The following is a 13,986-nucleotide window of genomic DNA, read 5'->3' on the forward strand; positions in this document are numbered from 1 at the left end:
CACCTGGGTTCTGCGGCCCCGGTCAGGCGGGCCGCCGTGCGGAGGACCGGCCGCAGTCGCCGCACGCGGGGACGCGACCGGTGGTGGGGCGCTCCGGTCAGGAGCGCGGCGGGGGCAGAACGCCCTGGAACGGCCTCATGCCCGCACCCTAGCGCAGCACCGTCCCGGCGTGCCCCGGGATTTCGGTGCCCGTCGGCGGCTCGGGCTGGCCGTCGAAGTACTCCGCCATCAGGCGGTCGACCCACTCCGGTTGCCGGACACCTTCCGGGAGGAACTGCCGCATCACCGGCTTGACGTCGAGGACCGGGGTGCCGTCGACCGCGTCCAGCCCGCGTACCCGCAGCTTTCGACCGTCTGCCGAGACGACCTCGCAGACGGTGCAGCCGATCCGGTTGGGCCGTCGCGGACCGCGGTCGGCGAACACCCCGACCTCGGGCAGGTCGGCCCGGCCCCGGGGCCGCGACGGCGGCCGGTAGTCCTGCCGTTCGGCGAGGCGGTCGAAGAAGAAGACCACCTCCACGTGGGAGAAGTCGGCGAGCCCGGTGAGACATGTCTCCCCGAAGCGCGGCTCGACCACGATGGTGCTCACCACGTCGCCCCAGTGGTCCGACTCGCCCGGGTCCACCCGCCCGTTGTGAACCCGACCGATCGGGGTCACGGTGATCGTCGCCCCGGTCGCGAGGCACTCGTCGGTCTTCTTCGGGTCGGTCATCGGAATCCCTTCGTTCAAAGGTGGCGCGGGCGAGGGGTGTCGTGGGAAGCACGACCCCTCGCCCGCGCCGGATCAACGGGTGCGGAGCAGGCGTACCGACAGCGGCGCGAAGACCGCCGTCAGGGCGACGCAGGCGACGAGGATCCAGCCGATCTGCCGGCCGGGCAGGGCCCCCGCCATGAGTTCCCGGGCGGCGGTGACCAGGTGGGTGACCGGGTTGACGTCGACGAAGGCGCGCAGCGGCCCGGGCAGGGTCGCCGGGGTGATGAAGACGTTGCTGAAGAAGGAGAGCGGATACAGCGCGGCCTGGGTCACCCCGAGCACGGCACCCGGCGAGCGCATGAGCAGCGCCAGCGCCGTCCACACCCAGGACAGGCTCACGCTGAAGGCCACGACGAGCAGCACGGCGGCGGCCACACCGACCACGCCGCCGCCCGGGCGGAAGCCGAGCGCGAGGCCGAGCCCCACGACCACCGCCGAGGCGAGCAGGTAGCGCACCACGTCGCCGAGGAGGGCCCCGACGAGCGGGGCGACGGGCCGGATCGAGAGCGTACGGAACCGGTCGTAGACGCCGCTGGCGACGTCGACGCTCAGGGCGGCGCCGGTGGTGGCGGTGGTCACCAGGAGCGTCATGACGAGGATCCCCGGGACCAGGTAGCCGACGTACCTGCCGGTCGAGCCGCCGACCGCGCCGCCGAACAGGTACGTGAACATCACGGTGAACACCACCGGATGGACGGCGACGTCGAAGAGTTGGACAGGGGTACGCCTGATCCTCAGCAGGGCCCGTCGGCCGAACGTCAGGCAGGCGCTCAGCGTGCCCGCCCGGGCAGGACGTGGACGCCTGGCGAGCGCCCCGGGCGACGGCCGGGCGGCGGCGACGGCGTCGAGCGCGGTCATCCGGTCTTCCCCCTCGCGGTGGCGTCCACGGTGCTCGGGTGCCCCGTCAGCGCCAGGAACACCTCGTCCAGGCTCGGCTGCCCGAGGCCGAACTCGGTGACCGCGATCCGGGCCCGTGCCAGCTCCGTCAGCGCGCGTAGCGCCGCACCGGTGTCCGTCGGCACCTGGACGGTCAGGGCCGCGAGATCGGGGGCCGGCGTCACGGGCCCGCCGAGCGCCTCGGTCAGCAGCCGGTCGGCGGTGGCCCGGTCGTCCGGGTCGGCCAGCCGGACATGCAGCGTCCCGCCGCCGACCGACGCCTTGAGTTCGCTGCTGGCGCCCTCGGCGACGACGGCGCCGTGGTCGATGACGGCGATGCGGTCGGCCAACTGGTCCGCCTCGTCGAGGTACTGGGTGGTCAGCAGGACCGTGGTGCCCTCGGCGACGAGCGCCCGGACGACCCCCCACACGTCGCTGCGGCTGCGCGGGTCGAGCCCGGTGGTGGGTTCGTCCAGGAACAGCAGGTCGGGCGTCACGACGAGGCCGGCGGCGATGTCCAGCCGGCGCCGCATGCCGCCGGAGTACGTCCTGACCAGCCGGTCGGCCGCCCCGGCCAGGGCGAACGCGGCCAGCAGTTCCTCGGCCCGGCTTGCGGCGTCCCCCGGGCGGTGGCCGTGCAGCCGGCCGAGCAGGACGAGGTTCTCGCGGGCGGTGAGGCCCTCGTCGAGCGAGGCGTACTGGCCGGTCAGGCCGATCCGGTCGCGTACCGCGACGGCGTTGCGGACCACGTCGTGGCCGAACACCGATGCGGTGCCCGCGTCGGGGCGCAGCAGCGTGGCCAGCATGCGGATGGTGGTCGTCTTGCCGGCGCCGTTGGGCCCGAGGAACCCGTACACCGAGCCGGCGGGGATGCTCAGGTCGATGCCGTCGACGGCCCGCGTCGCGCCGAAGGTCTTCACCAGGCCCGAGGCTTCGACGGCCAGGTGGCTGGAGGGTGTCATCGGGCCCAGACGTCCTCGTCGACCAGGTCGCCCTGCTCGGCGGTGACGTCGCGGGCGACGGCGAACGCCGCAGCGGCCTCCGGCAGGCCCGGGGCGCCCGCCAGCGCCGCCCGCAGGGTCTCGGGCGAGTCCCACCGCCACATGTCCACCCAGGTCCGCTCGTCGACGCGGACCAGTCGGGTCTCGGTCGGGCCGTCGTACACCGCCCGGATCGCCTCGAGGAGCTTCGCGCGCCGCTCCAGCACGGTGTCGGCGTCGGCCGGCTCGGCCGTGAACCTGGTCGTCCGGATGAGAGTCATGTCTTTGAGCCTTCCTCTAGAGTTTGTTTTTAGAGTGCGACTCTAGTGTTACAGTAAGGCTATGCAACTGGTCAAGAGCGCCGGCAAGAAGGGCGAGCGGTCGCGGCAGACCCGGCGACGGATCCTCCAGGCGGCGTACGAACTGTTCGTCGACCAGGGTTACGGGGCGACGACCCTGCAGGGCGTCGCCGAGCGCGCCGGCGTCTCCGTGCAGACCATCTACTTCGCCTTCGGCAACAAGCCCTCGCTGCTCAAGGAGCTGGTCGACGTCACCATCGCCGGCGACGACGAGCCGGTTCCCACGTTGCAGCGAGCCTGGTTCCTCGACGCCGTCGCGGCCGACACCGCGGAGGCGCAGCTACGGGCGCACGTGCGCGGCACGTGCGAGGTGCTCCAGCGGGTCGCGCCGATCATGGACGTCCTGCGTGCCGCCGGCGGGCAGGACCCGAGCCTGGCCGGCCTGTGGCAGCAGGACAGCGATCCGCGCCTCGAGGTCCAGACCGCCGCGGCGCGCAGCCTCCTGGCCAAACCCGGCGCCCGGGCGCAGCTTTCCGTCGAGGACGCCGCCGACGTGCTCTTCGGGCTGCTGAGTCCCGAGCTGTATCTCCTCTTCGTCCGCGACCGGGGATGGACGCCGGAACGCTGGCAGCAGTGGGCCCACGACACGCTGCGCGCACAGCTCTGCGACTGACGCTGGCCGGGAGACCCGGACCCTCAGGCCGGAAGCCGCGAACGCTCGGGCCGGGAGACGCAGACGCTCGGGCCGGAGCGGGCCGGGAGACTGGACGACCACGCCGGAGACGCGGACGCTCAGGCCTGACAGGGAGTCGAGCCAGCGGCGCGCCTCGGCGCGGGTGCGGAGCCGGGAGCGCCGGGCCGCCGGGAGCGCCGGCGAGTGTGTGGCGATCGCGGTGAGCAGCCACGGACGGGACCGGCCTGGACAGCGCCGCACGTACCGGAGGAACTCGGCGTCGATCGTCTCCGGGCAGCCCAGGCGGGAGGTCGGGACGGGCGTGGCGCGGCGCGCCCAGCGGCGGCAGAGCAGCCGGCCGAGGTCACGGAAGACGGGGAAATCGGCACGGGGGCAGGTGAAGGTCGGGCGTGCCCCGTGGTTGCAGTCCAGCACCAGGCCGGCCGGTCGGCGGGTTCGGCGACCGTGGCCCGCCAGCAGCGTCACCCGGGTTGCCCAGCCGGGCTGCCGACACTGCCGGTCCAGGTGGATCGGCGACTGCGGTCCGCCAGCGGGCGTCGCCCGGGGTTACCCGGCCGGGCTGCCAGCACTGCCGGCCCAGGTGGATCAGTGGAAGGCCGAGCCGGCGGGCGACCTCACGGGACAGGGTGCTCCTACCGGGCCCGCGTTGCCGACGACGGGGACCCGACGCACGCGGAACCGTCACGGCTCAGTTGCGCGACGCCCGGGCCGACCGGCTGGCGGGCGCACCGGCGAAGTTGTCCGACCTACCGGTGGTCCGGGCGGAGAGCCGCGCCCGGAGCCGGATGGGCGGTGACGCTGTCGGCGCGGGACGCCGGCGGCGTCACCGCCGGTCGGCTTCGGTCACTGACGGGTGTCCATGGAGGTCTGCAGCGCGCGGCGCATCTGCTCGCGGGCCTCGTCGGTGGTCTGCGGCTTGGGCTTGCTCGGCATGGTGGTCCCCTTCCAGGGCGTGGGCCGCCGACCGGCGGCAGCCCTCACGGGCGGTCGTGCTGCGCGCCCGGCAACGGTCCGGGGTCACCGGAACGGCTGTGGGCAGCGAGAGCCCGGGTCGGTCCGACCCTGGAGGGAGGCGCCACCGGGTGCGGCGACACCGCCCACGGCCAGCGCCGCCACACGACGCCGACCGATTCCCAAGCTATCGTTCAGTTCCACATGCTGCCCGGTGTTCCCGCGATTTGGACTCACGTTCGTCCGGAGCCGGCGCGCGGCATGGTCCCCGACGGGATGCGGTGCGCGCGGTCAGCGGGCCAGGAAGTGCCAGCCCAGCCACCACCAGAAGCCGAACAGGCCGATCCGGCCGACCGGCACCGGGCCCACCTCGTAGCGCATCACGTAGGCGCAGACCTCGCCGATCGTGGGGATCCGCGAGCCCTCGCGGCGGGCCGCCCACTCGACGGCGGCGAAGAGCACCAGGGAGGCCACGAAGCCCCCGATGGCCAGCATCCGCATCATCGCCGCACCAGCCCCCAGAACGCCGACAGCCAGCCCAGCCAGACCGCCGAGCGGACCAGCTGGTCCTCCAGCAGCGGATCGGCCAGCCGCGAGAAGGTGGGAAAGTCGTCCCCCGCCGCCAGCACGAACGTGGTCCCCTCGAAGACCCCGAAGACCACCACCGGCAGGGCCCACCAGGCCGCCGGGGTGCCCAGCCGGCGTGGCGCGGGCCGCCGGGGCACCCGGTTGCTCAGGCCCAGCCAGATCAACACCCCGCCGGTGCCGAGGGTCCAGAGGTTGGCCTCGGTCGAGAAGGACGGGAACCGGCCGCCGACCAGCGAGAGGCAGACGAGCACCGGCACGGTGACGGCGGGACGGTCCCAGGCGCGGGGCGCCTCGACGGTGAGGTCGTGGGGCTGTTCCATCCCGCGATTCTCCCCGTACTCGCCGCAACCGGGAAGACGGACACTCCCCGAGCTCTCCCTGATCTTCGGAGTGCCGGGCCCTTCCGATCAGAGCCGGCCGGGGCCGGTCAGCGCGCCGTCGAGCTCCGCGCGGATCCGGTCGACGACCTCGTCGACCGTCCCCGAACCGGTGAAACCGGCGGCGAAGCGGTGCCCACCGCCGCCCAGCGCGACCGCCACCCGGCTGACGTCGACCGCGCCCTTGCTGCGCATCGACACCGCCCAGTCGCCGGTCGGCGTCTGCTTGACCACGCAGCTCACATCGGCCTCAGCGGTGCACCGGACCGAGTCGATCAGCGCCTCCAGCACGTACGGGCGCTGGTCGTGCCGGGCCAGGTCGTCCTGGGTCGCGTACGTCCACACCAGACCGTGCCCGGCGGCCCCGGCGGGTTCCAGACGGGCCCGGCCGAGCACCTCGCCGAAGAGGCGGACGGCGCCGAACGGCCGGGTGTCGAAGATCCGGCGGGAGATGTCACCGGGCCTGATGCCGGTCGCCAGCAGGCGGGCCGCCAGTTGGTGCACCGCCGGGGTGGTCGCCTCGAACCGGAACGAGCCGGTGTCGGTGCTCAGGGCGACGTAGAGACACTCGGCGATCCCGGCGTCCAGCGGGACGCCGAGCCGGGCGAGCAGGCCCTCGGCGACCACCGAGGTGGCCGCCGCGTGCGGGTCCACCAGGTTGATCCGGCCGAAGCGGGTGTTCGACGCGTGATGGTCGAGCACCAGCGCGGCGCCGGCGGTCTCCAGCCGGTCGACCAGGTCGCCGAGGCGTGACTCGCTGGCCGCGTCGAAGCAGATCACCAGGTCCGGGTCCGGGTACGCCTCGGTCGCCGGCACCAGCAGGTCGAGCCCGGGCAGCCCCCGGAACGGCTCCGGCACCTCCGGCGGGCCGGGGAAGGTCGCCTGCATCCGCCGCACGCCCAGCCGGCGCAGCCCGAGCCCGAAGCCGAGCATGCTGCCCAGCGCGTCCCCGTCCGGGTTGACGTGGCAGATCAGCAGCACCCGCCCGTCCGGCGGCAGGCCCCGCACGGCCGCGACGGCGGCGGCCCAGTCCGCCTCGGTCGGGCCGGAGTCGACCGGTGGCGGCGCCTCGGCGAGGGCGCCACCGGTCGTGCCGCCGGAGGGCTCGGTCACCGCGGGTCCCCGCCCCGGGGCGGGGTCTCGTCGGCGTCCTCGTCGGCGTCCTCGTCGGCGTCGCGCGCCTCGTCGGCGTCCTCGTCCTCGTCCAGCCGGTACGGCTGGGGCTCGCCCGCGTACTCGGCCCGGGCGGCGATGCGCTGCACCTCGGCGTCGGCGTTGCGGGCCTGGGCCAGCAGGTCGTCGATGTGCTTGACCTGATCCTGCACGTCGTCCAGGACGAAGGTCAGCGTCGGCGAGTGCCGCAGCCCGAGCGCCTTGCCGACGGTGCTGCGCAGCATGCCCTTGGCGCTCTCCAGCGCCGCCGCCGTGCCCGCCTGGGCCGCCGCGTCGCCGAGCACCGTGTAGAAGACGGTCGCGTCGCGCAGGTCGGCGGTGATCCGGGCGTCGGTGATGGTGATCATGCCGAGCCGGGGATCCTTGATCTGGCTGCGCACCACCGACGCCACCAGTTCACGCACCCGCTCCGCGTGCCGGCGTACCTTGGCCGGATCCGACATCTTCGCCACCTCCACGGCGTACCGCTCCCGGCCGCCGCCCGGCGACGCGGAGCGCCCCGGAGCCGACGGCCCAACAACTCGAACACTACCCGCGCGGCCACCCGCGCCGCGCGCCGCCGGCACCGTCCCGGCCACCCGGCGGACAGGTGCCGCCGGGTCAGTCCTCTTCGCCGTACAGCCGCCGGCGCACCGAGAGCAACTCGGTCTCCGGCCGGCCGGCCACCAGGCGCTCGCAGGAGTCCAGCACCTCGCGGACGTGCGACGCCTCGGCGGCCACCACGGCCACGGCGATCTCCGCCCGACCGTGCAGGTCGAGCGCTCCCACTTCGGCGGCCGACACCTCGAAACGGCGCAGCGCCGCCACGATCGGCCGTACGTATGATCTCTTGGCCTTGAGCGACCTGGAGTCGCCCGGCAGCAGCAGGTCGAAGACCGCGGTTCCGGTGAACATCGCCCCGGACGATACCCGCACGACCCCCCACATGATCAAGGGGTTTACGCCTTTCGGCGCAAACCCCTCGATCAGTGGTTCAGCGGATCAGGCGCGAACCTTCTCCCGCATCTCGAAGGTCTCGATGATGTCGCCGACCTGGACGTTGTTGTAACCACCCAGGGTCAGACCACACTCGAAGCCCTCGCGCACCTCCGTGGCGTCGTCCTTGAACCGCTTGAGCGAGCTGACGGTGAGGTTGTCCGCCACCACCGACCCGTCCCGCAGCAGGCGCGCCTTGGCATTGCGCCGGATGATGCCCGACCGGACGATGCAACCGGAGATGTTGCCGATCTTGGACGAGCGGAAGACGTCGCGGATCTCCGCGGTGCCCAGCTCGACCTCCTCGTACTCCGGCTTGAGCAGGCCCTTGAGCGCGGCCTCGATCTCCTCGATGGCCTGGTAGATCACGGTGTAGTACCGGATCTCCACAGCCTCGCGGTCGGCGATCTCGCGGACCTTGTTGGCGGCCCGCACGTTGAAACCGATGATCGTGACCGGCTCGGACGACGCGCTCGCGAGCATGACGTCGCTCTCGGTGATCGCGCCCACGCCCCGGTGGATGATCCTGAGCTGGACCTCCTCCGGGATGTCGAGGTTGAACAGCGCGTCCTCGAGGGCCTCCACGGAACCGGAGACGTCGCCCTTGAGCACCAGGTTGAGCGAGGTCTTCTCGCCCTCCTTGAGCTGCTCCATGAGCGTCTCGAGGGTGGCCCGGCCGCGGGAGTTGGCGAACGACGCCGCCCGCCGCCGTGCCTGCCGCTGCTCGGCGATCTGGCGCACCGTGCGGTCGTCCTCGGCCGCCAGGAACGTGTCGCCGGCACCGGGCACCGCGGTCAGACCGAGCACCAGGACCGGACGGGCCGGACCCGCCTCGGCGACCTGGTTGCCGTTCTCGTCGAGCATCGCCCGGACCCGGCCGTGCGCCCCACCGGCGACGATGGAGTCGCCCGCCCGCAGGGTGCCCTTCTGCACCAGCACCGTCGCCACCGCACCGCGGCCCTTGTCCAGGTGCGCCTCGATGGCCACACCCTGCGCCGGCCCGTCGATCGGAGCGGTCAGCTCCAGCGACGCGTCGGCGGTCAGCAGGACCGCCTCGAGCAGCTCGTCGATGCCGATGCCCGGCTTCGCCGCCACGTTGACGAACATGGTGTCGCCGCCGTACTCCTCGGCGACCAGGCCGTACTCGGTCAGCTGCTGGCGGACCTTGTCCGGGTTCGCCTCCGGCTTGTCGACCTTGTTGACCGCCACCACGATCGGCACGTCGGCCGCCTTGGCGTGGTTCAACGCCTCGATCGTCTGCGGCATGACACCGTCGTCGGCCGCGACGACGAGCACCACGATGTCGGTGACCTGGGCACCACGGGCACGCATGGCGGTGAACGCCTCGTGACCCGGGGTGTCGATGAAGGTCACCGCGCGGTCCTCGCCCTCGTGCGGCACGTGGACCTGGTAGGCACCGATGTGCTGGGTGATGCCACCCGCCTCGCCGGCCACGACGTTCGCCTTGCGGATCGCGTCGAGCAGCTTGGTCTTACCGTGGTCGACGTGACCCATGACGGTCACGACCGGCGCGCGGTCGACCAGGCGGTCCTCCGCGACCTCGGCGTCGAGGTCGATGTTGAACTGCGCGAGCAGCTCGCGGTCCTCGTCCTCCGGGCTGACGATCTGCACGTTGAAGCCGAGGTGCTCACCCAGCAGGAGCAGGGTGTCGTCGGAGCACGACTGGGTCGCCGTGACCATCTCGCCCAGGTTGAACATCTCCTGGACCAGCGAACCCGGGTTGGCGTTGATCTTGTCGGCGAAGTCCGACAGCGAGGCGCCACGGGAGAGCCGGACGACCTGACCCTGACCCCGGGGGGCACCCGAGCTCATGGTCGGGGCCGACAGGTTGTCGAACTCCTGTCTGCGCTGCTTCTTGGACTTGCGACCGCGCGTCGGCCGGCCACCCGGACGCCCGAAGGCACCCGCGGCGCCGCCGCCACGGCCACGACCGCCACCACCCGGACGACCGCCGCCGCCGGCCGGAGCACCCGGACGGAAACCGCCGCCCGGCGCACCGCCGCCGCCACCGGGACCGCCACGGTAGCCACCGCCACCGCCGCCGCCACCGGGACCGCCGCGGAAGCCACCGCCACCGCCGCCGCCACCGGGACGACCCGCGCCGCCACCGGGACCGCGACCGGCGCCACCGGGGCCGGGGCGACCGGTAGCGGGACGCTGGCTCGGCATGGAGGCCGGGCTCGGACGGGGCGGCATGGAGGCCGGGCTCGGACGCGGCGGCATGCCGGCCGGGCTGGGCCGGGGGCCACCCGGACCGGCGGCCGGAGGCCGCTGCTGCTGCTGGCTGCCCTGGATGCCGAACGGGTTGTTACCGGCGCCGCGCGCCGGCGGACGCCCGCCCGGACGACCACCCGGGCCCGGTGCCGGCGTGCCGGGACGACCGGCGGCCGGGGAACCCGGGCGGGGCGGCATGGCACCCGGACCCGGTCGGGGACCGGGACGGTTGCCACCGTCCGCCGGGGGCTCCCGGCGGACGTTCTCACGCTGCTGCTGCCGAGCGGCCTGGGCGGCCTTGACCGCCGCCTCCTGCTCGGCCTTCAGCGCGGCGGCACGCGCCTCGGCGGCCGCCACCTCGATGTCGTGGGCACTCGCCGGCTTGGCGACCGGGGCCGCGGGCTGCGGCGGACCGGGCACCGGGCCCTTGGGCTTGGGACCGGGTGCCGGCGCGGCCGGCCGCCGGGGCGGCATCGGCTTGGCCGAGACCCGGGGCCCACCGGGGGCCGGGGAGGGCGTCGTCGGGGTCGGGGTCGGCGCCGGGGCGGCCGCCGGTGGGGCGGCCGGTGCCGGAGAACCGGCGCCGGCGACGAATGCGCTACGCAGCCGTCGGGCGACGGGCGCCTCGACGGTGCTGGACGCGGACTTCACGAACTCGCCCATCTCCTTGAGCTTGGCGAGAACGGTCTTGCTTTCGACCCCGAGCTCTTTTGCAAGCTCGTGTACGCGGGCCTTACCTGCCACTGCACTCCTCACTCCGAGGTCGTGCGGGCAGCACCCGCAGCGACCTCACTCGTGCACTTGAAGCCTGGTCATTTCAGGGACTTCATCGTGTGCTCATGTCGGTCGTCCTACCCTGCTAGCGACCCTCGCCCGGTCGGGCTGACCGGACGTAGTGGTTGGCGCATCGACGTGCTCCGCAAGCTCACCGTGGTCAGGGACCCCGGTGAGGCGCAGCGCACGCCCGAAAGCGCGTCGCCGCACCGCTTGCGCGAAGCAGGCCGGATCCGGGTGCATGTTCGCTCCCCGACCCGGCAGCCTGCGGGCCGGGTCGGGCCGGAGGCTGTGACCAGCCTCGTCGCCAACCGCGACGATCCGCAGCAATTCGCTGGCCGGCGCACGTCGTCGGCAACCCACACAGGTGCGTTCCGGCAGCGCGCGTCGTACCACTGGAGAAAGTCTACCCCTAGGAGCCCGAGATCGCGCCGCCCGGCTCCGGGACGTGATCAGCTCCGCCCCGGCCGGCGGCACCGGACTGCTCGGCGTCGGACCGGATGTCGATCCGCCAACCGGTCAACCGGGCAGCAAGTCGGGCGTTCTGCCCCTCCCGGCCGATGGCGAGGGAGAGCTGGAAGTCCGGGACGGTGACCCGGGCGGTGCGGGTGGCCAGGTCGACCACCTCGACCCGCAGGGCCTTGGCCGGCGACAGGGCGTTGCCGACGAACGTCGCCGGGTCGTCCGACCAGTCGATGATGTCGATCTTCTCGCCGTGCAGCTCGCTCATGACGGCCCGTACCCGCTGCCCCATCGGACCGATGCAGGCGCCCTTGGGGTTGACCCCCTGGGTCGTGGAGCGGACCGCGATCTTCGTACGGTGACCCGCCTCACGTGCGATCGCGCCGATCTCGACCGTGCCGTCGGCGATCTCCGGCACCTCGAGCGCGAAGAGCTTCTTGACCAGCGCCGGGTGCGACCGGGAGAGGGTGATCTGCGGCCCGCGCATCCCCTTGGCCACGTGCACCACCACGCAGCGGATCCGCTCGCCGTGCGCGTAGCGCTCGCCGGGCACCTGCTCGGACTGCGGCAGGACGCCCTCCAGCTTGCCGAGGTCGACGCTGACGATGCCCTTCTCGCTGCGCGCCTCGTGCGCCTGCACCACGCCGGTGACCAGGTCACCGTCGCGGCCCACGTACTCGCCGAAGTGCACCTCGTCGGTGGCCTCCCGCAGTCGCTGGAGGATCACCTGCTTGGCCGTCATGGCGGCGATCCGCCCGAAGTCGTGCGGGGTGTCGTCCCACTCCCGTACGACGGTGCCGTCGTCGTCCAGCTCCTGCGCGTAGACCAGGGCCGCGCCGGACTTGCGGTCGATCTCCACCCGGGCGTGCGACTCCGCCCCCTCGGTGTGCCGGTAGGCGGTCAGCAGCGCGGTCTCGATCGCCGCGAGGATCGTGTCGAACGGGATCTCCCGCTCGCGCTCGAGTGCGCGCAGCGCCGCGAGGTCGATGTTCACCTCTCCTCGTCCTCCACATCATCTTCGTCGTCGAAGTCGTCGGTGTCGTCCATGTCGTCGGGTTCGTCCGTCTCCTCGATCTCGTCGAGGCGGTGGAACTCGACCTGCACCCGGCCGGGGCCGAGTTCTGCGTACGTCCACGCGGCGCGGCCGGCGTCGGTCTCCAGCACCACGCGCTCGTCGTCGGCCTCGACCACCCGGCCGGTGACCTGCCGGTCGCCGGTGGGCTGCCCGGCCCCCTGGCCGGACGGGGCGCCCGCGCCGCGGGCGGTCACCTTCACCAGCCGGCCGACGTTGCGCCGCCAGTGCCGGGGCAGGGTGAGCGGCCGGTCCACGCCGGGGGAGCTGACCTCCAGCTGGTACTCCCCGGCGACGAGGTCACCGGAGGCCTCCTCGGCCGCGTCGAGGGCCGCGGAGACGGCCCGGGAGACCTCGGCGACGGCATCCAGGTTGATCCCGCCGTCGGCGTCCACGATCACCCGCACCACGTGCCGCCGGCCGGCCCGGGAGACGGAGAGCTCCTCCAGGTCGTAACCGGCGCCGATGATCACCGGCTCGATCACCTCGCGCAGCCGGGCCCGCCGGGCGGCGAGGTCGCCGCGCGGGCCGCCGGCACGCTCCCCGCCCCGTGGGGCGTCGGCGCGTCGGGGTCTCCCCGCCGGACCCGTCGACCTCGTGGCACGGCCACGCTGCGTCATCTCCGCACCCTCCTGCTGATCGACGGCACCCGGTCGGCCGCCATGCCGGCACGCCACCGGAGCTGACGCGCCGGCGGCTGCGCAGAGCGTAACGCGCCTGCCGCGCGTCGGGCCGGGCGGCGCACCGACGCCGGTCGCCCACGTACGGCCGGTGATGGTGTTGACTTGTCCGGTGGCGACGGGCAGAACGACACGACGCGGCGAGGCAACCGGGCATTCCCGGCGAAAGGTGCTGCGCGCCGGGATGCTCCTGGCGCTCGGCGGAGCGGCGGCGCCGCTGACCGGCTGCGGCCTCCTGAGCCGCGACGACGACCCCGCCCCCGGGCCGGATCCGCTCACGCCGCTGCTCGACGAGTCGCTCCGGCTCGCCGCCGGGCACCGGGACGCCGCCGCCGCGCACCCCACGCTCGCCGGCCTGCTCACGCCGATCGCCGAGGCGCACCGCGCGCACGCGACCGAACTGGCCCGGCTCATCGGCGTACCGCTGCCCTCGGCCTCCGCCGCGGCCACGCCCGCCGCGCCGGGCGATCCGGCGGCGGCGCGGGCCGCGCTGCGCGAGGACGAACGCGCCGCCCGGGAGGCGGCGACCCGGGCCTGCGCGACGGCGCCGGCGGAGCGGGCCGCGCTGCTCGCCTCGATCGCCGCCGCCCGGGCCACGCACGTGGAGGCGCTGAGGTGACCGCGCCGACACCGCCGGGGCCGGCCGGGGCGCTGGGTGCGGCGCTCTCCGCCGAGTACGCCGCGATCTGGGCCTACGGGCCCATCGGGGTACGCCTCACCGGCGCCGCCCGGACCGCCGCGAAGGAGGCGGAGGCCGCGCACCGGCGCCGCCGCGACGACCTGATCGTGCAGTTGAGCGCCGGTGGCGGGAACGTCCCGCCGGACCGGGCCGGCTACACGCTGCCGTTCCCGGTCACCGACCGGGCGAGCGCGCTGCGGCTGGCCGCCGAGGTGGAGGAGCGCACGGCCGCGTTCTGGCGGGCGGTGGTGCCGGTCACCAGCGGCGCCGACCGGGACAGGGCCCTGGCCGCCCTGGTCGAGTACGCCGTACGGGCCACCCGCTGGCGACGGACGGCCGGGATCACCCCGCTGACGGTGCCGTTCCCGGGCCGACCCGCCTGACCGGACGGCCCCCGACGCCCACTCCGGTTGCGGG

The 13,986-nt window shown here is 73.9% G+C and carries 16 protein-coding genes; 3 read left to right on the top strand and 13 right to left on the bottom strand.

Annotated features, from left to right (window positions below):
- Positions 1-148: 148 nt before the first annotated feature.
- The 4 genes from AB0B83_RS07130 to AB0B83_RS07145 form a co-directional block, all read right to left on the bottom strand.
- Entirely contained in the window at positions 149-712 is a 564-nt protein-coding gene (locus tag AB0B83_RS07130) for an SAM-dependent methyltransferase (protein ID WP_357577396.1), read from the bottom strand.
- Positions 713-784: 72 nt separating this feature from the next.
- A complete protein-coding gene (locus tag AB0B83_RS07135) occupies positions 785-1,612 on the bottom strand; it encodes an ABC transporter permease (RefSeq protein ID WP_357577397.1) in 828 nt (275 codons plus the stop codon).
- Positions 1,609-2,592 (bottom strand): ATP-binding cassette domain-containing protein, encoded by a 984-nt coding sequence (locus AB0B83_RS07140; RefSeq protein WP_357577398.1) that lies wholly within the window; start codon positions 2,590-2,592, stop codon positions 1,609-1,611. The genes AB0B83_RS07135 and AB0B83_RS07140 overlap by 4 nt, the downstream gene beginning before the upstream one ends.
- Positions 2,589-2,891 carry a hypothetical protein gene (locus tag AB0B83_RS07145; RefSeq protein ID WP_357577399.1) on the bottom strand — a complete coding sequence of 101 codons (303 nt, stop codon included), beginning with the start codon at positions 2,889-2,891 and terminating at the stop codon, positions 2,589-2,591. Before AB0B83_RS07145 ends, AB0B83_RS07140 begins: the two co-directional genes overlap by 4 nt.
- 61 nt (positions 2,892-2,952) lie before the next feature.
- Between AB0B83_RS07145 and AB0B83_RS07150 the strand changes: the two genes are divergently transcribed.
- A complete protein-coding gene (locus tag AB0B83_RS07150; RefSeq protein ID WP_357577400.1) occupies positions 2,953-3,582 on the top strand; it encodes a TetR/AcrR family transcriptional regulator in 630 nt (209 codons plus the stop codon).
- 1,263 nt (positions 3,583-4,845) lie between these two features.
- On the opposite strand, the gene AB0B83_RS07155 is transcribed toward AB0B83_RS07150, so the two are convergent.
- From AB0B83_RS07155 to rimP, 9 genes are all read right to left on the bottom strand, one after another.
- Positions 4,846-5,055 carry a DUF6186 family protein gene (locus AB0B83_RS07155; RefSeq protein ID WP_357577424.1) on the bottom strand — a complete coding sequence of 70 codons (210 nt, stop codon included), beginning with the start codon at positions 5,053-5,055 and terminating at the stop codon, positions 4,846-4,848.
- Positions 5,055-5,462, bottom strand: coding sequence for a hypothetical protein (locus AB0B83_RS07160; RefSeq protein ID WP_132232822.1), 408 nt, complete (start codon positions 5,460-5,462; stop codon positions 5,055-5,057). Before AB0B83_RS07160 ends, AB0B83_RS07155 begins: the two co-directional genes overlap by 1 nt.
- An 87-nt stretch (positions 5,463-5,549) precedes the next feature.
- Positions 5,550-6,527 (bottom strand): bifunctional oligoribonuclease/PAP phosphatase NrnA, encoded by a 978-nt coding sequence (locus AB0B83_RS07165; RefSeq protein ID WP_357577425.1) that lies wholly within the window; start codon positions 6,525-6,527, stop codon positions 5,550-5,552.
- Between the two features lie 101 nt (positions 6,528-6,628).
- Positions 6,629-7,135: a 30S ribosome-binding factor RbfA gene (gene rbfA, locus AB0B83_RS07170; protein WP_357577401.1), complete on the bottom strand. Its 507-nt coding sequence runs from the start codon at positions 7,133-7,135 to the stop codon at positions 6,629-6,631.
- A gap of 157 nt (positions 7,136-7,292) precedes the next feature.
- Entirely contained in the window at positions 7,293-7,586 is a 294-nt protein-coding gene (locus tag AB0B83_RS07175) for a DUF503 domain-containing protein (RefSeq protein WP_101414636.1), read from the bottom strand.
- 87 nt (positions 7,587-7,673) lie between these two features.
- Entirely contained in the window at positions 7,674-10,646 is a 2,973-nt protein-coding gene (gene infB / locus AB0B83_RS07180; protein ID WP_357577402.1) for a translation initiation factor IF-2, read from the bottom strand.
- Positions 10,647-10,739: 93 nt separating this feature from the next.
- Positions 10,740-11,072 (bottom strand): YlxR family protein, encoded by a 333-nt coding sequence (locus AB0B83_RS07185; protein WP_132232814.1) that lies wholly within the window; start codon positions 11,070-11,072, stop codon positions 10,740-10,742.
- 16 nt (positions 11,073-11,088) lie between these two features.
- Entirely contained in the window at positions 11,089-12,132 is a 1,044-nt protein-coding gene (gene nusA / locus AB0B83_RS07190; protein ID WP_357577403.1) for a transcription termination factor NusA, read from the bottom strand.
- A complete protein-coding gene (gene rimP / locus AB0B83_RS07195) occupies positions 12,129-12,830 on the bottom strand; it encodes a ribosome maturation factor RimP (protein WP_357577404.1) in 702 nt (233 codons plus the stop codon). Before rimP ends, nusA begins: the two co-directional genes overlap by 4 nt.
- A gap of 229 nt (positions 12,831-13,059) precedes the next feature.
- Here rimP and AB0B83_RS07200 point away from each other — a divergent pair, with 229 nt between their 5' ends.
- Complete coding sequence (locus AB0B83_RS07200; RefSeq protein ID WP_357577426.1) at positions 13,060-13,509, top strand: hypothetical protein; 450 nt, start codon at positions 13,060-13,062, stop codon at positions 13,507-13,509.
- Entirely contained in the window at positions 13,506-13,952 is a 447-nt protein-coding gene (locus AB0B83_RS07205) for a ferritin-like domain-containing protein (protein ID WP_357577405.1), read from the top strand. The genes AB0B83_RS07200 and AB0B83_RS07205 overlap by 4 nt, the downstream gene beginning before the upstream one ends.
- Positions 13,953-13,986 lie beyond the last annotated feature (34 nt).

Source organism: Micromonospora sp. NPDC049060 (assembly GCF_040649055.1).
GTDB classification, from domain to species: Bacteria; Actinomycetota; Actinomycetes; order Mycobacteriales; family Micromonosporaceae; genus Micromonospora; species Micromonospora reichwaldensis.